Raw genomic sequence first — 23,908 nt, 5'->3', positions numbered from 1 at the left:
CGTGTTGGAACTTGAATTGCGTTTTGAGGGCGGCGCGACGCGCATACAAGCTGTTCCGCTGCCTTGCGATATTGGGCGCGGCGAACATAGCGGCTTGCGGCTATCGGGCTGGCGCGTGGCCAGGCGCCATGCTCGCCTGGAGCAATGCGAAGACGGCCCCTACATCGAGGACTTTGGATCGCTTGCCGGTACCTGGGTCAACGGCCGGCGCGTAACCCGCCACGGGCCTTTGTCGGCCGGCGACGAGATCGTCATTGGCCCTTGTCTTATTCTTTTGCGACCGACTCCCGTCTTGTCCGGCGCTGCCGTTGCCTTGGGACCAGCCTCCAGCACTGCGCAGTCCCATGATGACATTGAATCGAAGCGCGAACAGTGCCTTGTGCCTACGTTTGTATCCAGTCCGCGATCCGTGCCGCAGCAGGAACATGGCTCGGCGGAAAACACCCCGTCGATCGAGCCGGCTCATTTGACCAGTTTGCTTCTGTTGCCGCACAGGCGCCGCCTGCATGCGGCATTGCTGGATGCGCTGGATTTGCGCCGCCGGGATATCGCCAGCATGAGCGACACGGCCTTGCGTGCGCAGGCCACGGCCGTGCTGTCCGACATCATCGAGTTGGACCGAGATATTCCAGAAAACGTCGACAGGCGCGGTTTGCTGCGAGACGTCGTCAACGAGGCCGTGGGCCTCGGGCCGCTGGAGCCCTTGCTGGAAGATGCGCAAATCAGCGAGATCATGGTCAATCGCCATGACGAAATCTACATCGAGTCGGCCGGGCTGTTGCGGCGCCATAATGCCGCTTTTAGCAGCGAGCAGGCCGTATTGGGCGTCATTGAACGTATAGTTTCGCCATTGGGCCGCCGCATCGACGAAAGTTCTCCCATGGTGGATGCGCGCTTGCGCGACGGGTCACGCGTCAATGCCATCATTCCGCCCATTGCATTGCGCGGCGCAAGCCTGACTATTCGCAAGTTCTCGCAGCGCCGGCTGCAAATGGCGGACTTGCTCGAGGTCGGCGCATTAAGCGCACCCATGAGCGACTTTCTGCGGGCCTGCGTCGTGGGACGCAAGAACATGATAGTTTCGGGCGGCACCGGATCCGGCAAGACAACCTTGTTGAATATTCTTTCCAACTGCATTCCGGCGGGCGAGCGTGTCGTTACCATCGAGGACGCGGCTGAACTCAGACTGAGCCACCACAACCTTGTGACCCTGGAGGCGCGGCCGCCGAACCTTGAAGGCCGCGGACGCATCGATATCCGCGACTTGGTGCGCAACGCCTTGCGCATGCGGCCCGACCGCATCGTCATCGGCGAATGCCGGGGCGCGGAAACTTTCGACATGCTTGGCGCAATGAACACGGGGCACGAAGGCTCCTTGACGACACTGCATGCCAATAGCCCGCGCGATGCCCTGTCCAGGCTTGAAACTCTGATATTGATGGCCGGCATGGACTTGCCATTGGCGGCGGTACGCGAACATATTGCGGCCAGTATTCAAATCCTGGTGCAGCAGGCCCGCTTAAGCGACGGCCGGCGTCTGATTACATCCATTGTCGAAGTCACTGGCATGGAAAGCGGCCGCATCCAGACTCAGGAGCTGTTTCGCTTTCAGCCGGGCCAAGCAGGCCAGCCGGGCACCTTTATCGGCTGCGGCATTGTGCCCGAATGTTTTTCTCAGGCCAGCCTGGATCATGCTGGGCTGAACAGCGAGCTGTTTTTCGCCAACCATGCGCCGTGCCATGCCGCGGCGGCTTTCAGCATGGCCTCTGCGGCAGAAGGGGCGTGAATGATCTGGCTCGTTCTTGTCTCCCTTGCCGTGGCGATTTGCGCGCTGGCCTGGCTGGCGCAAGGCTGGCTGGTGCGCGCCTTTCGCTCGTATCGGTCAAGCTTTCAGCAGCAGGCCCGGGATCGTCTGGAAGAGTTCTTTCTGTTTCTGGATCCTGGCCAGCTCTGGGCGGCCAACTTGGTGTCATGCGGCGGGTCGGTCGCAGCGCTTTACGTCTTGACCGGCAACGTCTGGCTTGTACTGTTGGTGGGTGTTGCCATGCTGTGTGCGCCGCGATTGATACTTCGGCGTTTGCGCCGTAAGCGCCTGGCGCGCTTTGACGAGCAGTTGCCCGATCTGCTGCTCTCTCTGGCGGGCGCGCTGCGCGCAGGCTCCGGCATCCAGTCGGGACTGCGTCATTTGGTCGTCCAATCGCCGGCGCCGCTGGCGCAAGAGTTCGGCCTGATGTTGCGCGAACAGCGCATGGGTGTTCCTTTCGAGCAGGCTTTGGCACAACTGTATCGGCGCATGCCCAGCGAAGGGATGGGCTTGTTGGCCTCTGCCTTGAATATTGCGCTTCAAAGCGGCGGCAATTTGGCTGAAACGCTGGAGCGCATTGCCACGACCTTGCGGGCGCGCTTGCACTTGCTGGGCCGCGTGCACGCCTTGACGTCCCAGGGCCGGCTGCAGGCCTGGATCATGGCGGCTTTGCCGTTTTTCCTGGCCTTGGCTCTGGAGTGGCTGGACCCCAGTTCCATGGCGCTGTTATGGCATACGCCTGCGGGCTGGGGCGTGCTGGCTACCGTGGCGGGCCTGGAATTGATAGGCGTTTTTCTTATTCGCCGCATCGTCAATATTCAAGTTTGAATGCTGGAGGAGGGGGCCGTGCTGTTCTGGATAAGTTGCGCGTTGGCGGGGGTTTCGCTGTGCTTGACCATGCAGGTCCTGACGCGTCCGGTGGCCGCGCCTTTGCCCGAGTCTCAGCGCTTGTCCGGCCCTGGCTCGGGCCGGTGGCTGCTCAAGCTGGTGTGGCCATGGGTCAGTGCATTGGCCCAGGCCTGCGGGCCGTTCTTGTCGTGGCGCTTGCGCCAGTCCTTGGCAAGGCGCATACAAATCGCTGGCCTGGACATGCTGTGCAAACCCGAGCATATTTTTGCCATACAGTGGCTTGTTTTCCTGGCGCTCGTGGCAGGATCGGGCTTGATTGCATGGCTGTATTTTTCCGTAACCCCGTTTGCCGCCTTGCTTTATGCTTTGCCTTTGGGGCCGGTAGGGCTGTGGTGGCCGGCGCGCTGGCTGCACGAGCGGGGTATGGTGCGCCAACGCCAGATGCTCAAAGAGTTTCCATTCCTGCTGGATATGACCACACTGTGCGTAGAGGCGGGGTTGAATCTGCAAGGGGCTTTGCAGCAGGCCGCGCAGCATGGCCCTGAAGGGCCGCTGCGCCACGAACTGCGGCACGCCCTGGCCGATATGCGGGCGGGTATGCCTCGCCTGGATGCTCTGCGTCAGATGGCGCAGCGTACCGGCTTGCCGGCCATGCAGCAACTGGCCACAGCATTGGGCCAGGCCGATCAGTTGGGCATGAGCCTTGGCCCGTTGCTGCGAGCCCAGTCCGAACAGCGCCGCAGCGAACGCTTCCTGCGGGCCGAAAAACTCGCGCTCGAAGCCCCCGTGAAAATGCTGTTTCCCATGGTCGTTTGCATATTTCCCTGCACGTTCCTGGTCATCGGGTTTCCGTTGGCGGTCAAGCTCTTGGGCGCACAATGGTAGGCGTGGCGCTTGCGCCGCTGCGCCTGCATAGAGCCTTGAGCTTCAAGGCGCGTTTGCTCGGCCTGCATGCCAGGCCGCGGCTCTCGCCGGAACAAGGGCTGTGGTTGTATCCTTGCCGCGCCGTGCATACCTTTGGGCTTGCCTATGACATCGACGTCGTATTCCTGGACGCGGGACTGCGCGTGTTGAAAGTTCATGCAAGCCTGGGGCCTGGACGAATGGCTTTCTGCCTGCGCGCAAGTTCGGTGGTCGAACTGCACGGCGGCTATTGCATGGGCAATCCATATTATTCAAACGCTATCCGCCAGGCTTTAGTAGAATGAATTCAAAGACGCCGCATTAGCCGCTGTTGCCTCAAATTTATTGGCCCGGCCTGCTGTGCGCAGTGCGTCACCATCCTTATCAACTATCCATGCATTCGACTGCTATTGCAGTAATTCGGCATTATGAATAAAGCATTTGTAAAAGAGTCGGACGAAGACGGCGATGACGACCTGGCGCCTGAGAACGTGCGCTTGCCGCCCGGCACCAAGAACTACATCACAACCGAAGGCTATAACAAGCTGCGGGCGGAGTTCACGCGCCTGATGAATGAAGAGCGCCCCGAGGTGGTACAGATTGTCTCGTGGGCGGCTTCCAACGGCGACCGTTCCGAAAACGGCGACTACCTGTATGGCAAGAAGCGCTTGCGCGAAATCGACCGGCGCATGCGGTTTTTGACCAAGCGGCTGGAAATTGCCGAGGTGGTCGACCCTTCCACCCAGCCCAATAAAGACCAAGTGTTCTTTGGCGCAACCGTGGTTTATTCGGACAAGGCCGGCGAGGAGTTCCGGGTGACGATAGTTGGCGTCGACGAAGCCGAGCCGCTGTTGGGCAAAATCAGCTGGATTTCGCCGGTTGCCAGGGCGCTGACCAAGGCGCGCGAAGGCGATACGGTCGTGCTTCGCACGCCGGCCGGCATGGACGAATTGGATATTCTCGAAATCAGCTACCCCGAGCCTTCCCGCGAACAAAAATAAGGCTGCTTTTCGGCGCCTGCGGTTCTGCAAGCGCATTCCGCTGCTCCCATCCCCGCTTTTGCCTGCGTATCCGCTCGTCTTCGAGCGCACGGCGGCGCCGGAATGCTGCAGGAGCCGGCAAGCCAAGCGGACCCCGGGTTAACCCGCTAAAATGGGGGCCTTCTTCTTTTCACTCTCCTGCGCCATATCGTGACCTCTATTCAGCACTTCCTCGGTTCCTGTGTCTTGTCGACGTTTCGCCGCGAGCGGTTGCTGAAGCGCTTTGCGCAATTGAATTTGCCGGTGGGCGATATTCAGGGACGCTACGAACATTTTGTGTGGCTAGAATCGGAACTGGACGCCAGCCAGCAAAAACGTTTGCTGTCCTTGCTGACATACGGCGAAGGGCTGGGTTCGCCTACCGAGGACAAGCACACGCTGGTTTTGCGCGTCGTGCCCCGTTTCGGCACGGTGTCGCCCTGGGCCAGCAAGGCTACCGATATTGCCCATAACTGCGGCTTTGCGGGCGTGCGGCGCATCGAGCGCGGTATTCGCTATGCTGTCCAGCCTGTGCGCGGCCTGCTCGGTACGCAAAGCATCAAGCCCGAGCAACTGGCGCAGATCGCCGCCTGCCTGCATGACCGCATGACGGAAACCGTGGTCGATGCGGCGTTTGACGGCGTGCCATTGTTTGCCTCGCTGCCGGGCAAAGCTATACAGACCGTGGACGTGCTGGGCCGGGGCCAGGAAGCCTTGCTTGAAGCCAATCAGGCGCTGGGCCTGGCCTTGTCGGAAGACGAAATCGAATACCTGTGCGCGGCATTTACACAACTAAAGCGCAACCCCACCGATGTCGAACTGATGATGTTCGCGCAAGCCAATAGCGAACATTGCCGCCACAAAATATTCAACGCGCAATGGGTGATCGACGGCGCGGCGCAGCCTGCAACGCTGTTCGGCATGATACGCGCCACCCATGCGGCCCAGCCGCAGGGCACGGTAGTGGCGTATTCCGATAACGCCGCGGTCATGCAAGGCGGGCCGGCCACGCTGTTTTACGCGGGTCAGCCGCAAGAAGGCGCCGGCGCCGATGCCGGCTCCACGGCCTATGGACATCATGCGGCCCAGGTTCATACCCTGATGAAAGTGGAAACGCATAATCACCCGACCGCCATTGCTCCGTTCCCGGGCGCCGCCACCGGCGCGGGCGGCGAGATTCGCGACGAGGGCGCGACCGGCCGGGGTTCCAAGCCCAAGGCGGGTCTGACCGGCTTTACGGTTTCCAATTTGCGTTTCGACGATGCGCTGGAGCCCTGGGAAAGCGACGCGCATGGTATGCCGGACCGCATTGCCAGCCCCCTGGACATCATGATCGAAGGTCCGATCGGCGGCGCGGCGTTCAATAATGAATTCGGCCGGCCCAATTTGCTGGGTTACTTCCGTACCTTCGAACAGACCGCGGGCGACCAGCGCTGGGGTTATCACAAGCCCATCATGATAGCCGGCGGCCTGGGCAGCATTGACGACCGCTTGACGCATAAAGACCCCATTCCTCCCGGGGCCTTGCTGGTTCAATTGGGCGGCCCCGGCATGCGTATCGGCATGGGTGGCGGCGCGGCTTCAAGCATGAGCGTAGGCGCCAACAGCGCCGAGCTGGATTTTGATTCAGTGCAGCGCGGCAATCCCGAGATCGAGCGTCGGGCGCAAGAGGTCATCGACCGTTGCTGGCAGCAGGGTACGGACAACCCCATTATTGCCATTCACGATGTGGGCGCGGGCGGTTTGTCCAACGCCTTCCCCGAGCTGGTCAACGATGCCGGCCGCGGCGCCATTTTCGAATTGCAGCAAGTGCATCTTGAAGAATCGGGCTTGTCGGCCGCCGAAATCTGGAGCAACGAGGCGCAAGAGCGCTACGTCCTGGCTATATTGCCGCGGGATCTGCCGCGTTTCGAGGCTATTGCCAAGCGCGAACGCTGTCCCTATGCCGTGGTCGGTGTGGCCACCGAAGAGCGCCAGTTGCGTGTAACCCTGGGCGAAGGCTTGCCTGGCATGGCCGAAGCGCCCGCCGCACAGCCGGCACAGGATATTCGTCCTGTGGACGTGCCTATTGACGTCATTCTGGGCAAACCGCCCAAGATGACGCGGGATGTGCAGCGTCTTCCGGGCGTATCGCAGGCGCAGGACTTGACTGTCGTTGCACTGGAAGAGGCTATCGAGCGGGTATTGCGCCATCCCACCGTTGCCAACAAGAATTTCCTGATTACGATTGGCGACCGCTCGGTCGGCGGCTTGAGCAGCCGGGATCAAATGGTTGGCCCCTGGCAGGTGCCTGTAGCCGATTGCGCGGTTACCTTGGCCGACTTCGAAAGCGTGCGCGGCGAGGCCATGGCCATGGGCGAGCGTACGCCTATTGCCATGATCAATGCACCTGCCTCGGGACGTATGGCGGTGGCCGAGGCGCTGACCAATCTGGCGGCCAGCGATGTGCAGTCGCTTAAAGACATCAAGCTTTCTGCCAATTGGATGGCGGCCTGCGGGGTACCGGGCCAGGATGCGGCGCTTTACGATACCGTCGCCGCCGTCAGTGAATTCTGCCAGCAATTGGATCTTTCCATCCCGGTGGGCAAAGACTCCTTGTCGATGCGCACCGCCTGGGATGCCGTCGACGGCCGGCGCGAGGTAATTTCGCCGGTCTCGCTGGTGGTTACTGCCTTTGCGCCGGTGGCCGATGTGCGCCAAACCCTGACCCCGCAGTTGCGCACCGACGCGGGCGATACCGTGTTGATACTTATCGATCTGGGCCAGGGCAAAAAACGCCTGGGCGGCTCCATCTTGAGCCAGGTTTTCAATCAGGTGGGCGAGTCCGCGCCAGATATCGACGATGCAAAGTCCCTGGGGGCATTCTTCACGGCGATCCGCGCACTGAACAGCGCCGGCCATTTGCTGGCTTATCACGACCGCTCTGACGGCGGCCTGTTGGCTACCGTATGCGAAATGGCGTTTGCCGGGCGTGTCGGCGTGTCGGTCAATCTGGATATGCTGACTATCGACCCCAATGTCGCCGATTGGGGCGACTACAAGATACGTGCCGAACAGGTGGCGGTGCAGCGCGACGAAATCACGCTGCAAGCTTTGTTCGCTGAAGAGGCGGGTGCGGTCATCCAGGTGCCCGCCGGGCAGCGCGACACTGTATTGCAGCAACTGCGCGCAGCCGGGCTGTCGGCGCATTCGCATGTGCTGGGCGGCTTGAATACCCGCGACGAAATCCAGTTCTATCGCGACGGCAAGTGTATTTACCAGAAAGGCCGCATTGAATTGGCCCAGCACTGGAGCGAAGTCAGCCGCCGCATCATGGAGCGGCGCGACAATCCCGCCTGCGCCCAGGCCGAGTTCGACGTCTGGAAGGACGCGGGCAATCCCGGTCTGGTTCCCATGGTCAATTTCGATCCCCAGGAAGACATAGCGGCGCCGTTTATCGCGACAGGCAAGCGGCCCAAGGTTGCGATCTTGCGTGAACAGGGCTGCAACAGCCAGGTCGAAATGGCCTGGGCCTTCGACAAGGCCGGCTTCGAGTCCCTGGATGTGCACATGACCGATCTTTTGTCCGGCCGTGTGCGGCTGGACGAGGTGCAGGGCCTGGTTGCCGTGGGCGGTTTCAGCTATGGCGACGTATTGGGCGCCGGTGAAGGCTGGGCTCGCACCATTCGCTTCAACGAACAGCTGTTCGATCAGTTTTCCGCCTATTTCGCGCGGCCCGATACCTTTGCGTTGGGCGTATGCAACGGCTGCCAGATGATGGCGGCGTTGTCCAGCATGATACCGGGCGCCGAGCACTGGCCGCGCTTTACCCGCAACGTGTCGGAAAAATACGAAGCGCGTCTGTCGATGGTCGAGGTGGCCGATTCGCCTTCGCTGTTCTTCAAGGGAATGGCTGGCACTCGTATTCCGGTGGCTGTGGCGCACGGCGAAGGCTTTGCCAATTTCGGCTTGCAGGGCAATATCGGGCGTGTGGCCAAAGTGCTGAACTTTACCGATCACGGCGGTCAGGCAACCGAATCCTATCCTTATAACCCCAACGGCAGTCCGCAAGGACTGACGGGTGTAACCACCGCCGACGGCCGCTTCACCGTGATGATGCCGCACCCCGAGCGGGTAACGCGCAATGTGATGATGTCGTGGTCGCCGGACCGCTGGGGCAGCCAGGACAGCGGCGGCGATGCCAGCCCATGGCTGCGTATCTTCCGCAATGCGCGGGTTTGGCTGGGGTAGAAAGCCCCCACGCTTCGCCGCTATGCGCCTTGCTGCCCCCCGAGGGGGCGTTTTTTGCCTTGGGGCGGCCCGGCGGCAAAACTTAGCCCCCACGCTTCGCCGCTATGCGTCTCGCAGCCCCCCGAGGGGGGCGCTTTTTGCCTTGGGGCGGCCCGGCGGCAAAACTTAGCCCCCACGCTTCGCCGCTATGCGTCTCGCTGCCCCCCGAGGGGGGCGCTTTTTGCCTTGGGGCGGCCCGGCGGCAAAAAAGCCCGCTGCCGGTTCGCCGGCGGCAGGCTGGCACGTACCTCGTTCATTAGAATACGTGCCAGGATAAGCGTATAATCTTGCTTTGCGTACGGAGCTATCTAATGCGTCTCATCAAAAAAGCGCTCACCTTCGACGATGTGTTGTTGGTCCCCGCCTATTCCGAGGTCCTGCCTCGCGACACCTCCCTGCTTACTCAATTCACCCGGTCCATTACCCTGAATATCCCGCTGGTTTCCGCCGCGATGGATACGGTAACCGAGTCGCGCCTGGCGATTGCCATGGCGCAAGAGGGCGGTATCGGCATTATCCATAAAAACCTGACTGCCGATGAGCAGGCGCGCGAAGTGGCGCGGGTCAAGCGCCATGAATTCGGCATTGTGATCGACCCGGTTACGGTAACCCCGGCCATGAAGGTGCGCGACGCCATTGCCTTGCAGCGCCAACACGGCTTTTCGGGCCTGCCTGTGGTCGAAGGCGGCAAGCTGGTCGGCATCGTCACCAATCGGGACCTGCGTTTCGAAGACCGGCTTGACGTCCCGTTGCGCGACATCATGACGCCGCAAGACCGACTTATCACCATGCCCGAGGGCGCTACGCTGGACCAAGCCCAGGCCCTGATGCACAAGCATCGCCTGGAGCGCGTGCTTATCGTCAACGACAAGTTCGAGCTGCGCGGCTTGGCTACCGTCAAGGATATTGTCAAGAACACTGAACACCCCTACGCCTCGAAAGACGGCCAAGGCCAGTTGCGCGTTGGCGCGGCCGTGGGCGTGGGCGAGGGCACTGAAGAGCGCGTCGAAAAATTGGCCAATGCCGGCGTCGACGTCATTGTGGTCGATACCGCGCACGGGCATTCGGCCGGCGTCATCGAACGCGTGCGCTGGGTCAAGAAAAATTATCCGCGCGTGCAGGTCATCGGCGGCAATATCGCCACAGCCGCCGCCGCTCTGGCGTTGGTCGAAGCGGGCGCAGACTGCGTCAAAGTGGGTATAGGCCCGGGCTCCATTTGCACGACCCGTATTGTGGCCGGTGTTGGCGTGCCGCAAATTACCGCCATTGCCGACGTGTCCAAGGCCCTTGAAGGCACGGGCGTTCCGCTTATTGCCGACGGCGGCATCCGTTATTCGGGCGATGTTGCCAAGGCCCTGGCCGCCGGCGCATCCACCTGCATGATGGGCGGTATGTTCGCGGGCACCGAAGAGGCACCTGGCGAAGTCGTGCTGTTCCAGGGACGCTCGTATAAATCGTATCGCGGCATGGGCAGCCTGGGCGCCATGAGCGACGGCTCGGCCGATCGCTACTTCCAGGACCCTGCCAACAACGTAGACAAACTCGTGCCTGAAGGCATCGAAGGCCGCGTGCCGTACAAAGGTAGCGTCATTGCCATTATCTATCAGTTGATTGGCGGCATTCGCGCCTCTATGGGGTATTGCGGCTGCGCTTCCATCCAGCAGATGCGCACTCAGGCCGAATTCGTGGAAATCACATCGGCGGGCGTGCGCGAGTCGCACGTGCACGACGTGCAAATCACCAAGGAAGCGCCCAACTACCGCGCCGACTAAGCTTCTTCAGGCCGGCTCATTCGAGCCGGCTTTTGTTTTTGCCCAACCCTTTGACACCAAGGCCGGTTCAGCTTCATAGCGCTAGATCCGGCCTTGTCTTACAGATTATTCTTGCCATGCACCAGCGTATCCTGATTCTCGATTACGGTTCACAAGTAACCCAGCTTATTGCGCGCCGCGTGCGCGAAGCCGGTGTGTATTGCGAAATACACCCGGGCGATGTCGACAGCGCTTTCATTGAATCCCAGCAAGGGCTCAAAGGCATCATTCTTTCGGGCAGCCACGCTTCGGCATATCACGAAGACTCGCTTAAAGTGCCGGCCAAGGTATTCGAAGCGGGCGTGCCTGTGCTGGGCATTTGCTATGGCATGCAGTCCATGGCTTTGCAACTGGGCGGCAAGGTCGAATGGTCGGACCACCGCGAATTTGGCTATGCCGAGGTGCGTGCGCGCGGCCATACGCGCCTGCTTGACGGCCTGGAAGACTTTTCCACCACCGAAGGGCACGGCATGTTGAAGGTATGGATGAGCCATGGCGATAAAGTTACCCAGTTGCCGCCGGGCTTCAAGCTCATGGCTTCGACCGACTCTTGCCCCATTGCCGGCATGGCCGACGAAGAGCGCCATTTCTACGCCGTGCAATTCCATCCAGAGGTAACGCACACGACTCAAGGTCAGGCCTTGCTGTCGCGCTTTGTCAACGAGATCTGCGGCTGCGCCGGCGACTGGAATATGCCCGACTACGTGGCTGAAGCGGTCGCCAACATCCGCGCGCAGGTCGGCACCGATGAAGTCATACTGGGCCTGTCGGGCGGCGTGGACTCGTCCGTTGCGGCTGCATTGATCCATAAAGCCATCGGCGACCAGCTTACTTGCGTATTCGTTGATCACGGCCTGTTGCGCCTGAACGAAGGCGAACAGGTCATGAAGACCCTGGGCGACCATTTCGGCATGAAAATCGTCCACATCGACGCTACCGACCAGTTCATGGGCAAACTGGCCGGCGTTGCCGATCCTGAAGCCAAACGTAAAATCATCGGTCGCGAATTCGTTGAAGTATTCCAGGCCGAAGCCGGCAAGCTCAGCAATGCCCGCTGGCTTGCTCAAGGCACGATATACCCCGACGTGATCGAATCGGCCGGCGCCAAGACCGGCAAGGCCGTTGCCATCAAGTCGCACCACAACGTGGGCGGCCTGCCCGAAACACTGAATTTGAAATTGCTTGAACCCTTGCGTGAACTGTTCAAGGATGAAGTGCGCAAACTAGGCGTGGCCTTGGGCTTGCCGCCCGCCATGGTGTACCGCCACCCATTCCCGGGCCCAGGCCTGGGCGTGCGCATATTGGGCGAAGTCAAGAAAGAATACGCCGACCTGCTGCGCCGCGCCGACGCCATCTTCATCGAAGAACTACGCAAAACCGAGGACCCCATCAGCGGCAAGAACTGGTACGACCTCACCGCCCAGGCCTTTGCCGTGTTCCTGCCGGTCAAATCGGTAGGCGTCATGGGCGACGGCCGCACCTACGACTACGTCGTGGCCCTGCGTGCCGTACAAACCACCGACTTCATGACCGCCGACTGGGCGGAGCTGCCGTATGCGCTGTTGAAGAAAGTATCCGGCCGCATTATCAATGAGGTGCGCGGTATTAATCGGGTTACTTACGACGTATCCAGCAAGCCGCCCGCGACGATAGAGTGGGAATGATCCCGCGTCTGGCACGGCCAGGCATCTGAAGGCATAAAAAGCCGCTAAGCCCGCGTAATTGCGGGCTTTTTTGTATTTGTGTCTGGCACGGTCTGGCAACGGGAGGAAGCGCCAAGCACCGTTTGAGCATGGCATTAAAGCTGGTACTATCCGTTGATGATGCCATGATTGATGCCGATACCATGCTGAATTTTCTTATGTGTTCATGGTATAGAATCTTGATAGGTTGTTGTTTTATATAGAAAAAAACGATGAAATTTTGGCGTTTTTTTGGCATGGTATCGAAAATGAAGAGGGACACGCTACATGCTGACCGATACCAAGCTGCGAAATCTCAAGCCCAGGGACAAGCTCTACAAGGTGAATGACCGAGAAGGTCTCTATGTGGCCGTGACTCCAGCCGGCTCCATCTCGTTCCGTTACAACTACTCAATCAACGGGCGGCAGGAGACCATCACCTTTGGTCGCTATGGTGTCGGTGGCATCACCTTGGCTGAAGCCCGTGAGCAGTTGAATGACGCCAAGAAGATGGTTGCGGCTGGCAAGTCGCCGGCCAAGGAGAAGGCCCGCGACAAGGCGCGAGTGAAAGATGCGGAGACGTTCGGTGCCTGGGCGGAGAAGTGGCTGCGCGGTTACCAGATGGCCGACTCCACCCGCGATATGCGCCGTTCGGTCTATGAGCGCGAGCTGAAGCCGAAATTCAGCAATCAGAAGCTGGTGGAGATCACCCATGAGGACTTGCGAGCGCTGACCGATGCCATCGTCGAGCGAGGCGCACCGGCCACCGCCGTTCATGTGCGTGAAATCGTTATGCAAGTGTTTCGCTGGGCAACCGAGCGTGGGCAGAAGGTCGAAAACCCGGCGGAGCTGGTGCGGCCAACTAGCATCGCCCGATTCGAGCCACGCGACCGAGCGTTGATGCCAGAAGAAATCGGGCTGATGTATCAGTACATGGAGCGGGTGGGTACAAGCCCAACAAATCGTGCGGCGGCCAAGCTGCTTTTGCTGACCATGGTGCGCAAAAGCGAGCTGACCAATGCGACCTGGAGCGAGATCAATTTCAGCGAAGCGCTGTGGACGATTCCCAAGGAGCGGATGAAGCGCCGTAACCCGCACCTGGTATTCCTGTCCCAGCAGGCTCTGGATATTTTCATTGCCCTGAAAACCTTTGCCGGTGGTTCTGACTTCGTTTTGCCATCACGGTACGACTCGGATGCGCCGATGAGCGCTGCCACGCTCAATCAGGTGCTGACCCTGACTTACAAAGCGGCGCAGAAAGACGGGAAGTCGCTGGCCAAGTTCGGGCCGCATGACTTGCGGCGCACAGCCAGCACGCTGTTGCATGAGGCTGGCTACAACACCGACTGGATTGAGAAGTGCCTGGCGCACGAGCAGAAGGGCGTGAGGGCGGTCTACAACAAGGCTGAGTACCGCGAACAGCGGGCGGCGATGTTGCAGGATTGGGCGAATATGATTGATGAGTGGACTGTTTGATGGAAAGCCGGACAATAATTTCCATGATGTTATTTTTATAAAAAGGAGAACAAATGAGCGCAACATGGAATAGTCGTTTTGCGACATGGGCACAAGCCCCGAGCCAAACAGAGAGCGATAAAATAGACAATGCAATCACTGCGATTAGAAAGGCATTGGCTGCTGACGTGAAAATGGCGTCGGTGACGAAGGTTTTTATACAAGGTTCCTATCGAAACCGTGTAAATGTCAGGCAAGACAGCGATGTGGATATCGGTGTTCTCTACACGGGTAACCTATTCGGGACCGATTATCCGTCCGGGAAAATCGACGCTGATTTTAATGTGATTAGCGTTGATTACGGGTACGCCCATTTTAAAAACGATATTGGAAAGGCTCTAATAAGCTACTTTGGAGCGCAGCATGTTACGCGTGGTGATAAGGCATTTGATATTCATGAGAACACCTACCGAGTTGATGCGGACGTAGTACCTCTCATGGTGCATCGTCGTTACTCGGCTGATGGTACATATATTTGTGGAACCGAGTTGCGGCCTGATAGCGGCGGTAGAATCATCAACTGGCCGGAACGCCTCTACGACACTCACGAATGGCCGCGCCAACATTACGAGAACGGCAATGGTAAAAATAACGACACTCGTCGAGCGTATCGTGGTGTTGTTCGTATTGTAAAGAAGTTGCGCAATATCATGGAAGAGGACGGCATTGCAGAAGCTAAGCTGATTAAGGGTTTTAACGTTGAGTGCCTTGTATGGAACGCTCCTAATAGCTGTTTTGCGCACGAGACTTGGTACGATGATGTTTGTTCCGTACTAAATCACCTGTCCCTCTACTTGTCGAGTATGTCGCTATGCGGCGAGTGGGGCGAGGTGAGTGAACTAAAATATCTGCTAAAAAATGACGATGCGAAGCGCAAGCGGTTTGAAGAATTTATAGACAGCACTCGCCGTTACATCGGAATAGCTTAAGTATGTTCACACGCCTTCAAATCACGGCTGCGCTCGCTGTCGCCACCATCGCATGGGGCGCGGTGCTTTGGCTGCAAGGAACACCCATTTCCTGGGATCACCTTGCGCCCTTCACAACAGTGGTTGGTGTACTTGTGGCCGTCACTCTGGCGATGGAACATCTGCTATGGCGATTACATATTTTTCAGGGCTGGCTGTTCGACCGGCCAGACCTCCGTGGTACCTGGAAGGTGACGATTCATCCGGAGTGGATCAACCCAGAAACCGGCGAGAAAGTTCCGCCGATTACCGCATACGCTGGCATAGTTCAGACGTTTAGTAAGCTGCAAATTCAGCTTATGACACCAGAGTCCGAATCCTGTCTGCTCGCCCACGCAATCCAGCCGACGCTATGCGGCAACCGCTTCAACGTGTCGGTCGTTTATGCCAACACGCCCGGCGTAGAACTTCGAGGTGTTCGCAGTGAGCGGCATGTTGGCGCGGCGACGATTTCTACGCATGGGCCGAAGTACAAACCAGACTCGCTGACAGCTGAGTATTGGACTGACAGAAAGACTGTCGGGCGTATGGCTTTTGAAGGACGCTCGGATAAGGTTTACTCACGCTTTGAAGACGCCAAGAAAAATCTCGGCTAGCGGTGAGATTTTCATCGGTTGTGACTTCAGCTCGGCGATGTCACGGAGATTGTTACTCCAATGTTCGGTCCGGACTTTTCCTGTCATGCAGGTCGAACGGAACATGTCTGCTCGGGTTTGAATCAGTACAGATGAGTCAGGGACTTTAGCCGCTAAAATTTTCGGTGTCGTTTTACTCCTTCAATTGGAGCATTCGGGGCGTCGAGGCCAACGACTTCAACGCTTTCGATACCGCCTGACGTTCGATGCCCAGTTTTCGCGCTATCTCCGACTGGTTGAGTCCATCCCACTGGAGTATCAATATTTTCTTTTTGCGGTCTGATAGCTTCGAGTCCACCATCAAGCGCGCCTGGTTGCGCAGCTCTCCTTTGTCGGCTGACTGTACGGTCTGGCTCAACATGAGGTGGTAGAAGTAGCGATCTACCAGCGAGTCGCCAGAGGCGGCTTGCGGCGTGGCACGCTTCGCGCATTGACGGTTGAGCCGGTCAAGTTCGAGGTTGAATTGCGCGAGGGATCGCTTTGCTTGCCTATAAGCGGGGTTCCGGCTGCCATTCGCCAAGATGGGCCTATGTCTGGCGCAGTACTGGTGGCTGAGTTCGAGCTTCTTACGGTCTTGTAGCTCTACATCATTGACTTGCTCGTCAGCGACCGTTGCCATGAAGTCGGCGAACTCGGTCAGCTCTCCGCATAGTTCGCAAAAGCCATGTTTACGTTGCGCGTTTAGATTGACGCCAGTTGTGGTGGTCGTTTTTTTCGGGCGCTTGCACGCGCAATCCCAAGCCAAACTGGTTAGAGATTCGATGGTTGCAACAAATCGCTGATCCCTTGAATCCTGCTTGTCCTCCGTCTTAATGAAATGACGCAGTAACTGTCGTTGCAGACGAACTATCGTATCAAATCCGACCAGTCGAATGGTCTCGCTGAAGTTCATTCCCGCCCCGAAACCGGATACGAAGCCCGAATAACGTGCGGGGAGGGATTTCATATAAGTGGCTACGGCTGGATCAATGACTTCCTGTATCAATCGCCTGATGGGGTAGCGCCGCGAAGCGGTGGAGTAAGGACGCCAGCGATCTTGAAAGCGTTCGATGGCTTTCGATATGCCAGGATCGCATCCTTCCCAGATGGTTATGGTCTGTTCTTTTTTCATGACGTCAACCTATTTGGGTAATTATAAGGCTGTCGCAGTATGAATTGCTAGGCACCATAAGGCACTCGTTAGCAATTGGAGGCCGGGCCATGCAGGCTGCAACCAGCAAAATACTCATCAACAGAAAAAAGCTCCTGGAGATCATTCCGCTCTCGACGCGAACCATCTACAACTTGGAGCAGCGAGGGGAGTTTCCACGCCGTATTGCTCTCACATGCAGGAATGTCGCATGGGATTTATCGGAAGTCGAAGAATGGATCGAAGCGCGTAAGTCGTCGGGTATTCAGGCTGATCGGCCCGGCGACGTGAGGGGTTGATATGGCCCTTGACCTGATGGTGGCGTTCAGTGAAGCGCCTTCACCAATAGATTACGTATTACCAAATATGGTTGCCGGCACGGTGGGCGCACTGGTGTCACCTGGCGGGGCAGGCAAGTCCATGCTGATCCTGCAATTGGCTGCGCAGATTGCCGGCGGCCCTGATTTGCTGGAAGTAGGCGAGCTGCCCACCGGCGCGGTGGTGTACCTGCCGGCCGAAGATCCACCTGTCGCGATCCATCACCGCTTGCACGCTCTTGGCGCACACTTTACCGCTGCGCAGCGGCAAGCCGTGGCAGATGGCTTGCTAATTGAGCCGCTGATTGGCAAATGCCCCAATATCATGGCCCGAGATTGGTTCGATGGCCTCAAACGGGCCGCCGAGGGTCATCGTCTTATGGTTCTGGATACCCTGCGTCGGTTCCATATTGAGGAGGAGAACGCCAGCGGGCCTATGGCGCAGGTCATTGGTCGAATGGAGGCCATAGCCGCCGAGACCGGCTGTTCCATTGTGTTTCTGCACCACGCCAACAAGGGCGCGGCGATGGCGGGCGCTGGCGATCAACAGCAGGCCAGTCGTGGATCATCGGTGCTGGTCGATAACATCCGCTGGCAGTCGTATCTGTCCGGCATGACGCAGGCTGAGGCCGAGGAATGGGGTGTTGATGAAGGGCAGCGAGGATACTTTGTCCGCTATGGTGTCAGCAAAGCAAACTACGGCGCACCCTTTCTGGAATGTTGGTTCCGGCGGCATGAGGGTGGCGTGCTCAAGCCGGCTGTACTTGAGCGGCAGAAACGCCAGTCACCCACAAAGCTGAAATCTGTAGCGAGGGGCGGCAGTGACAACTGGTAATCAGGTCGCCCCGACCAGCACGGCATTGCAGGCGCGAGTGATGATCTATCAGCCCAGCCAGCGCCCACGGGAACGCGCCGGGCAGTGGATAGAAACCGGTTTCGGTCGATGCCGCGTAACCGGCAGGCTGGGTCAGCGTCATGCCGATATTGTGGAATCCATGTTGTATGTGGCGGAACGCCGCCGCGAAATATCAGACGGCGGCATCGAGCTGCTGATTGACCCGGCGGCGCTGCGTCGGATGCTATCCGATCATCAGTACAGCCACGGTCGCATCAAAAAGCTGCTGACCGATCTGCGGGCCGCCACGGTAGAAATCGTGACACCGGAAATGGAGAGCAGTGGTGACAGCATCATTGGCGGCCTGATTGACCACGTTATCCCGTCACCTATGACCCGCCGTGATCCGCTCACCGGCGGGGAGCGCCATTTGTGGCGCGTCCGGCTGGGCGTTGCCCTGGTGATGCTGCTGGAGAGGGATTTGTCTTTGTACTACCCGCCTGCCCCCATTGCCCGGTTGCAACATGGGATCAGTCAGGCGCTTGCGCGGCATGTGCTCACCCACAGATACGATCCGGCAGGAGGCTGGCACCTGGACACCTTGATTCGTGCTGTAGGAGGCGAGGCGGTCAACAGCATGACGCTGCGTAATTATCGGCGACGCTTGAAGGATGATGCCGTCGGGTTGATCGAAATCGGTATCGAAATAGATGCCACAGACAGGGTAAAGCGTGTCGCAGCGGCCCGATAGCGTGCCACACCGGCCCGAAGGCGTGTCACAGCGGCCCGGAAGCGTGCCACAGCGGCCCGATTTTTTGCTGTTTTGGCAGGATGTTCAGGATATTTCAGGATATCCAGGCGGTGTAACCGCCCGCTTGAGGCGGTCGCTTGCACCTTGTCGATCAAGTCCTGACGGACTTGCTCAATCGGCCAGAGGCCGATGGTTGAACGCCAGGAGGGGAAGGGAGGCAGCTACGAGTCATCGAGCTTTACCGACTACGGCCAGGCCGCCCCTCAAGTGTCAACATCAACGGAGTGCGGCGGCCACAAGATCACCGGCCCGCGCTACCAGAAGCGCATCGTGCCCCATTGAAGGGTCGGCTGGAAGTCACTTACTACTGAATGCCGGCGGCATCGAGGATGCTTTGTTGACACTTGAGGGGCGGTGGCATGGCTTTTCCCTTGGCGTTCAACTCGGCTTTTTTCGAGTGCGAGGAAAGAGCAAGGAAAGTGTTGGTTTCGCACGCTGGGAAGCGGTAGGAAATCGGTTGGAGATTCCGTTTTTATCGCGATTCTATGCCGATTTTTCACGATTACGGCGCGATTCTGCCGATTGTGCAGCGATTGCGGAGCAATCGCAGATCAATAGCGACGTAATAGCGACATATTCCAACCTGCATACGTGCAGAAAACGCGGTTGTGACGCGGGCAGGATGGGTGAAGTAGGCCCACCCGCAAGCGGATTGTCCTTCTTCACTGTCTCTTATTCGCGCCGGGGGCACTCAACGAGAATCCTGCTCTGCGAGGCAGCCGACTACCGCCGGCAAGAAACAAAATGCGAGGTTGACGATGGAGGAAAACAAGCGAATCACGCGTAAGGGCAGCACGCCGATCAAGGTCTATTGCTTGCCCGAAGAACGTGAGCTTATAGAACAGAACGCGGCGGCGGCAGGATTGAGCCTGTCCGCATTTCTGCTGGCCGTTGGCCAAGGCTACGAGGTTAAGGGCATCACCGACTATGAGCGCGTGCGCGAGCTGGCCCGAATCAATGGCGACCTTGGTCGCCTGGGTGGCTTGCTGAAACTCTGGCTTACCGATGACGAGCGCACAGCTAGGTTCGGCCATGCAACCATCTTGGCGCTGCTGGGCAGGATCGAGGCCACGCAGGACGAAATGGGGCGCGTTATGAAAGCCGTGGTGAGGCCAAGGGCCGAGCCTTGAAATTTTAGCCGCTAAAAATTCGGAGGCCGGCTGATGATCGCCAATGATGTACCTCTGCGTCGCTGGGCAAGTCCGACTTTGCCGTCCTGGTGCACTACGTCGCCGACGAGCAAACCACGGACCATCGGCTGGGTCAGGTGCAGATCACCAACTGCGATGCTGTGTCGGGGTGGGACGCCATCATCGAAAGAAAGACAGGCCGAACCGGCGCAAGGGGCGGGGTCAGTAGTCCTTGAACTACTTGAATGCAGTTTGTATAATTGATTTCACAGCAATCAAAAAAGGAGTGCGGACATGAGGGCAGTAACGATCAGGAATGTGCCGGAAGAGGTGCATCGTGCCATCCGGGTTAGGGCAGCGCAGAACGGCCGTACATTACAAGCCGAGATGTGCGAAATATTGGCTACCGCTGTGAAACCGGAAGGCCGGGTAAAGCTGGGCGACCTGCTGGCAGACATCGGGCGCAAGGTGAAATTGACCGACGAAGAAATGGTGGTTTTTGACCGAGACCATTCACCCGCCCGTGCAGCGAGTTTTGAATGATTCTGCTAGATACAAACGTTATATCGGAGCAGTTTCGAGCCGTACCCGACGAAACGGTGATTGACTGGTTGAATCGTCAGCCACTGGAAACGCTTTATCTGGCATCCATGACCGTGGCCGAACTGCGGGCTGGTGTTGCCCTGATGCCCGCAGGTAAGCGCCGGACAGTGCTCAGTGACAGCATAGAACACCAGGTGTTGCCGGTATTTGTGGGCCGGGTGCTGTCGTTTGATATGGCTTGCACGCGCGCCTATGCCGATGTACTGGCAGCCGCTCGCAAGGCCGGCAGCGGCATCGAGGCGGCTGATGCCGTCATCGCGGCGATTGCTCTGGATAGCGGTTTCAGCGTGGCTACGAGAGATGTGAGCCCGTTCCTGGCTGCCGGCGTGAAAGTCATCAATCCTTGGGAAGATCAAGAGTAAAGCAGTAATCGTGCAGGTTTGCACGACACACACCGCCCCTCAATAAAAACGTAAGCCCGGCGTGACGGTGTCGCAAGGGCGGGTACCTTGGCAGATTTTGGCGAACTGCCACGTGATGGCCCAACCCCACAGAAACACGTGGGGCAGATTAGCCGCAATAGCTAACTCATCACATCGAGAGGTACTCGGCCATGAAACGTGTCCGTTTTTTAGCGGCTAAAACCGCGCTTGCCGCCGTCCTGGCTGGCAGCATTATCACATCCACGCACGCCGGCATACCCGTCATCGACGGCGGCAACCTGACGCAAAACGTCATGACGGCCATCGAGTCGGTGGCGCAGACGCTCAAGCAGATCGAGCAATACCAGACCCAGCTTCAGCAGTACGAAAACCAGCTGCAGAATACGGCTGCGCCAGCGGCCTATATCTGGGATCAGGCGCAGTCCACCATCAATGGGCTGATGAACGCCGTCAACACGCTGGACTACTACAGGAACCAGCTTGGTAGTGTCGATGCGTACCTGGGCAAGTTCCAGGACGTAGCCTATTACCGTGGTTCGCCATGCTTCTCGGCCGCTGGCTGCTCGGATGCCGAACGCACCGCCATGGAGCAAAACCGCAGACTGGCAAGTGAAAGCCAGAAGAAAGCGAATGACGCGCTTTTCAAGGGCCTTGAGCAACAGCAGCGCAACCTGACCGCTGACGCTCGCCAGCTCGAACGGCTTCAGTCGGCCGCGCAGGGTGCGACCGGCCAGATGCAGGCAGTCGGTTTCGCCAATCAGCTTTCCGCCAACCAGGCGAACCAGCTTCTGCAAATCCGTGGTCTTCTGATTGCGCAGCAGAGCGCCGCGACCGCCCGGATGCAGGCGCAGGCCGACCTTGAGGCGCAACAGCAGGCCGCCGGTTCGACTTCCAGGGAATCCAGGATCGAGCGCACGACCAGTCCAAAAAACTGGCTCGAACTGACCCGCTGACGGAGGCCCCGCACCATGAAGAAAACTATGCTGCTTGCCGGCCTCGTGGCGGTGCTGGTAGCTGGCTGCGACAACAAGCCGGCCATCCCGCCCATGCCCGAGGTCAATGACACCAATTGCCGGATCGAGGCGATCAAGAAGATTGAGGACAGGGCCACACGTGAGAAATTCGCCGGGCAGTGCTCGCGCTGGTCGCCAGCCGCCGGCGGCATTGCGCCGACCGAAAAGCCCATGAACTGGCTCGAACTGGCCGACCCGAAAGACCAGAAGGAGGCGAAGCCATGAAAGTACTGCACAAGGCGGCGCTGATCGGTGTCGTTCTCGCGCTTTACTCCACCGCTGCATCGGCCCAGCTCACCAACCACGGGATGCTTGACCAGGTGGTGACAGAGTTCGCTACGCGGGCCACGTCCTGGCAGACGGTGGTGATGAATGCCGCGATGTTCCTGTTCTGGACGCTGGGCACGATCTCGCTGGTTTTCACGTTTGGCTTCATGACACTGCGCAAGGCCGACATTGGCGAGTTCTTCGCCGAGTTCATCCGTTTCATCCTGTTCTTCGGTTTCTTCCTCTGGCTGTTACGCAACGGCCCGGCCTTCGCTAATTCGATCATCCAGTCGCTGGCCAGGATCGGCGAACAGGCATCCGGGGTGGCATCGGTGACACCCTCGGGCATCGTGGATATCGGTTTCATGATCCTGAAGCAGGCTCTTGAAAACTCGTCGGTTTGGTCACCCGTGGATAGCTTCATTGGTGTGGCGCTGAGCGTCGGCATTCTTGTCCTGCTGGCCGTCATCGCCGTGAATATGCTGCTATTGCTCGTGTCGGCCTGGCTGCTGATGTACGCCGGCATCTTCTTCCTCGGCTTCGGCGGGTCGCGTTGGACTTCCGATATGGCGATCAACTACTACAAAACCGTGCTGGGGGTGGCCGTGCAGATCATGACGATGGTGCTGTTGGTCGGTATCGGCAACGATTTGCTGTCCAGCTTTTACGCCAGGATGAACACCGGCACGCTGAACTTTGAAGAGCTGGGCGTGATGCTGGTTTTCTGCGTCGCGTTGCTGATGCTGGTCAATCGCGTTCCCCCTCTGGTCGCCGGCATCATTACCGGATCGGGCGTCGGTGGTGCGGGCGGCATTGGCAACTTTGGGGCGGGCGCGGCGATGGGCGCAGCGATGGCAGCAGCGGGTATGGCCACAGGTGGTGTGGCGATGGCTGGTAAGGCTATGCTCAGCGGCGCAGCAGGCGCCACGGGCGGCGCATCGGCCATTCAGGCAGCGTTTCAGAAAGCGTCGGCCAGCATGAGCACCGGCGGGGATATGCCCAGCATGGGATCGGTCATGGGCGGCAACTCGGGTGGCGGCGGCGGTGGTGGTGCAGCTGGCACGACTGGTGGTTCGCCGTTTGCACAGGCCGCCGGCTTTGGCGGAAGCGATTCTGGCTCAAGTCATGGCGGTTTCGCCAGGGCCGCGAAACTGGCCACAGGCACAGCATTGGAGTTGGCCAAAGGTGTCGGCTCCCAAATGAAGCAAGGATTTCAGGAGCGCGTGAATGAAACGGCGGGCGGGAAAGTGGCCGCCTCGATCCGTGAAAGCATGGAGTCGAAAGAAACGGGCCAGTTCAAAGGCAACAGCCTGGGCGGCACCCAAGGCAATGACGAAACGGCCTCATTCGTGAGCCGTGACACCGATAACAACGAAGGCAGGAGCTAATCCCATGACAACACCCTATATGGCCGCATTGACGGCCTTGGATGAACGCCAAGAGGAAGTTCAGGTATTTGTTTCCCCGCTGGGCGATCAATCGACTGAGATTGATGCAGCAGCAGAAACAGCGGTTTTTGTGGCGCGGCCAGACTATGCACGAGGGATCGAACCTAAGTCGGTCAGCATCGAGGTAAAGGGCGGCAGTAATCAGCGGTCAGCATTCGCCGAGGCGGCGGGGCTGTACCTGTAGGCGCACCGGGCGGGCCGGTAACCCGCCCGGCACTTTCAATCAACACCTGTCTGAGAGGTGAATCATGACAACACAGCATCTTATCGAACCGGGTCAGGTCGTGCAGCAGGCGGCCGCTATTCTTGCTTCCTTGGAGTACATCGACCAGAGTGCGGCGCAGCGCCTGGGGCCGCTGGCCGAGGCCGTGGCGAACACTTTCATGGTGGTGTACTACTAGGCCGAAACAGGCCGTGCGACACGGAACGACTTCTGCGAAGCCCTGGAGGCGATTCGCCGATCTCTTCCCCAAGCGTAGCCCGGCGGGGCAGGTAAGAATAATAAGAAGATTATTAT

Annotated in this window: 22 protein-coding genes and 1 pseudogene; 22 read left to right on the top strand and 1 reads right to left on the bottom strand. The window is 58.9% G+C overall.

Annotation, left to right across the window (positions count from 1 at the left end; translation table 11 throughout):
• The first annotated feature begins 1 nt into the window (after position 1).
• The 11 genes from DFR37_RS08200 (at position 2) to DFR37_RS08150 (ending at position 15,416) form a co-directional block, all read left to right on the top strand.
• Complete coding sequence (locus DFR37_RS08200; RefSeq protein ID WP_242341747.1) at positions 2 to 1,786, top strand: TadA family conjugal transfer-associated ATPase; 1,785 nt, start codon at positions 2 to 4, stop codon at positions 1,784 to 1,786.
• The gene (locus DFR37_RS08195) at positions 1,787 to 2,632 is read left to right on the top strand and encodes a type II secretion system F family protein (RefSeq protein WP_113932730.1); all 846 of its coding nucleotides are present in this window, start codon (positions 1,787 to 1,789) and stop codon (positions 2,630 to 2,632) included.
• Between the two features lie 18 nt (positions 2,633 to 2,650).
• A complete protein-coding gene (locus DFR37_RS08190) occupies positions 2,651 to 3,538 on the top strand; it encodes a type II secretion system F family protein (RefSeq protein WP_113932879.1) in 888 nt (295 codons plus the stop codon).
• On the top strand, positions 3,532 to 3,861 hold the full coding sequence (locus tag DFR37_RS08185; protein WP_113932729.1) for a DUF192 domain-containing protein: 330 nt from the start codon (positions 3,532 to 3,534) through the stop codon (positions 3,859 to 3,861). Before DFR37_RS08190 ends, DFR37_RS08185 begins: the two co-directional genes overlap by 7 nt.
• Before the next feature lie 123 nt (positions 3,862 to 3,984).
• Positions 3,985 to 4,557: a transcription elongation factor GreB gene (greB, locus tag DFR37_RS08180; RefSeq protein WP_113932728.1), complete on the top strand. Its 573-nt coding sequence runs from the start codon at positions 3,985 to 3,987 to the stop codon at positions 4,555 to 4,557.
• Between the two features lie 189 nt (positions 4,558 to 4,746).
• Positions 4,747 to 8,805 carry a phosphoribosylformylglycinamidine synthase gene (gene purL / locus DFR37_RS08175; RefSeq protein ID WP_113932727.1) on the top strand — a complete coding sequence of 1,353 codons (4,059 nt, stop codon included), beginning with the start codon at positions 4,747 to 4,749 and terminating at the stop codon, positions 8,803 to 8,805.
• 350 nt (positions 8,806 to 9,155) lie between these two features.
• Entirely contained in the window at positions 9,156 to 10,616 is a 1,461-nt protein-coding gene (gene guaB, locus DFR37_RS08170; protein WP_113932726.1) for an IMP dehydrogenase, read from the top strand.
• A 116-nt stretch (positions 10,617 to 10,732) separates the two neighbouring features.
• Positions 10,733 to 12,319: a glutamine-hydrolyzing GMP synthase gene (gene guaA / locus DFR37_RS08165; protein WP_113932725.1), complete on the top strand. Its 1,587-nt coding sequence runs from the start codon at positions 10,733 to 10,735 to the stop codon at positions 12,317 to 12,319.
• Between the two features lie 306 nt (positions 12,320 to 12,625).
• The gene (locus tag DFR37_RS08160) at positions 12,626 to 13,813 is read left to right on the top strand and encodes a tyrosine-type recombinase/integrase (protein WP_113932724.1); all 1,188 of its coding nucleotides are present in this window, start codon (positions 12,626 to 12,628) and stop codon (positions 13,811 to 13,813) included.
• A 53-nt stretch (positions 13,814 to 13,866) separates the two neighbouring features.
• Positions 13,867 to 14,781: a nucleotidyltransferase domain-containing protein gene (locus tag DFR37_RS08155; protein ID WP_113932723.1), complete on the top strand. Its 915-nt coding sequence runs from the start codon at positions 13,867 to 13,869 to the stop codon at positions 14,779 to 14,781.
• A gap of 2 nt (positions 14,782 to 14,783) precedes the next feature.
• Positions 14,784 to 15,416, top strand: a complete 633-nt coding sequence (locus DFR37_RS08150; RefSeq protein WP_113932722.1) for a Cap15 family cyclic dinucleotide receptor domain-containing protein — start codon at positions 14,784 to 14,786, stop codon at positions 15,414 to 15,416.
• 172 nt (positions 15,417 to 15,588) lie between these two features.
• On the opposite strand, the gene DFR37_RS08145 is transcribed toward DFR37_RS08150, so the two are convergent.
• Positions 15,589 to 16,566, bottom strand: coding sequence for a LuxR family transcriptional regulator (locus tag DFR37_RS08145; protein WP_113932721.1), 978 nt, complete (start codon positions 16,564 to 16,566; stop codon positions 15,589 to 15,591).
• A gap of 89 nt (positions 16,567 to 16,655) precedes the next feature.
• Between DFR37_RS08145 and DFR37_RS08140 the strand changes: the two genes are divergently transcribed.
• The 11 genes and pseudogenes from DFR37_RS08140 (at position 16,656) to DFR37_RS08090 (ending at position 23,870) form a co-directional block, all read left to right on the top strand.
• Positions 16,656 to 16,883: a helix-turn-helix transcriptional regulator gene (locus DFR37_RS08140; protein ID WP_094829810.1), complete on the top strand. Its 228-nt coding sequence runs from the start codon at positions 16,656 to 16,658 to the stop codon at positions 16,881 to 16,883.
• A gap of 1 nt (position 16,884) precedes the next feature.
• Complete coding sequence (locus DFR37_RS08135) at positions 16,885 to 17,736, top strand: helicase RepA family protein (RefSeq protein WP_113932720.1); 852 nt, start codon at positions 16,885 to 16,887, stop codon at positions 17,734 to 17,736.
• 40 nt (positions 17,737 to 17,776) lie between these two features.
• Positions 17,777 to 18,487, top strand: a complete 711-nt coding sequence (locus tag DFR37_RS08130; protein ID WP_218951433.1) for an ABC transporter ATPase — start codon at positions 17,777 to 17,779, stop codon at positions 18,485 to 18,487.
• 818 nt (positions 18,488 to 19,305) lie between these two features.
• Positions 19,306 to 19,677 carry a conjugal transfer transcriptional regulator TraJ gene (gene traJ / locus DFR37_RS08125; RefSeq protein WP_113932718.1) on the top strand — a complete coding sequence of 124 codons (372 nt, stop codon included), beginning with the start codon at positions 19,306 to 19,308 and terminating at the stop codon, positions 19,675 to 19,677.
• Between the two features lie 294 nt (positions 19,678 to 19,971).
• The gene (locus DFR37_RS08120) at positions 19,972 to 20,220 is read left to right on the top strand and encodes a FitA-like ribbon-helix-helix domain-containing protein (protein ID WP_113932717.1); all 249 of its coding nucleotides are present in this window, start codon (positions 19,972 to 19,974) and stop codon (positions 20,218 to 20,220) included.
• Positions 20,217 to 20,642, top strand: a complete 426-nt coding sequence (locus DFR37_RS08115) for a type II toxin-antitoxin system VapC family toxin (protein WP_113932716.1) — start codon at positions 20,217 to 20,219, stop codon at positions 20,640 to 20,642. The genes DFR37_RS08120 and DFR37_RS08115 overlap by 4 nt, the downstream gene beginning before the upstream one ends.
• Positions 20,643 to 20,833: 191 nt before the next feature.
• Positions 20,834 to 21,616 (top strand): P-type conjugative transfer protein TrbJ, encoded by a 783-nt coding sequence (gene trbJ / locus DFR37_RS08110; protein WP_113932715.1) that lies wholly within the window; start codon positions 20,834 to 20,836, stop codon positions 21,614 to 21,616.
• 15 nt (positions 21,617 to 21,631) lie between these two features.
• The gene (gene trbK / locus DFR37_RS08105) at positions 21,632 to 21,901 is read left to right on the top strand and encodes an entry exclusion lipoprotein TrbK (RefSeq protein WP_113932714.1); all 270 of its coding nucleotides are present in this window, start codon (positions 21,632 to 21,634) and stop codon (positions 21,899 to 21,901) included.
• Positions 21,898 to 23,331 carry a P-type conjugative transfer protein TrbL gene (gene trbL / locus DFR37_RS08100; protein ID WP_113932713.1) on the top strand — a complete coding sequence of 478 codons (1,434 nt, stop codon included), beginning with the start codon at positions 21,898 to 21,900 and terminating at the stop codon, positions 23,329 to 23,331. The genes trbK and trbL overlap by 4 nt, the downstream gene beginning before the upstream one ends.
• A 4-nt stretch (positions 23,332 to 23,335) precedes the next feature.
• Entirely contained in the window at positions 23,336 to 23,575 is a 240-nt protein-coding gene (locus tag DFR37_RS08095; RefSeq protein WP_113932712.1) for a hypothetical protein, read from the top strand.
• A gap of 64 nt (positions 23,576 to 23,639) precedes the next feature.
• A pseudogene (locus DFR37_RS08090) lies at positions 23,640 to 23,870 on the top strand (type I toxin-antitoxin system ptaRNA1 family toxin).
• The last annotated feature ends 38 nt before the right edge of the window (positions 23,871 to 23,908 follow it).

Origin of the sequence: Eoetvoesiella caeni (assembly GCF_003315175.1) — a bacterium.
GTDB classification, from domain to species: Bacteria; Pseudomonadota; Gammaproteobacteria; order Burkholderiales; family Burkholderiaceae_B; genus Eoetvoesia; species Eoetvoesia caeni.
The sequence above is the reverse complement of the archived record's forward strand: the minus strand, read 5'-3'. Positions and strand labels throughout refer to the sequence as shown.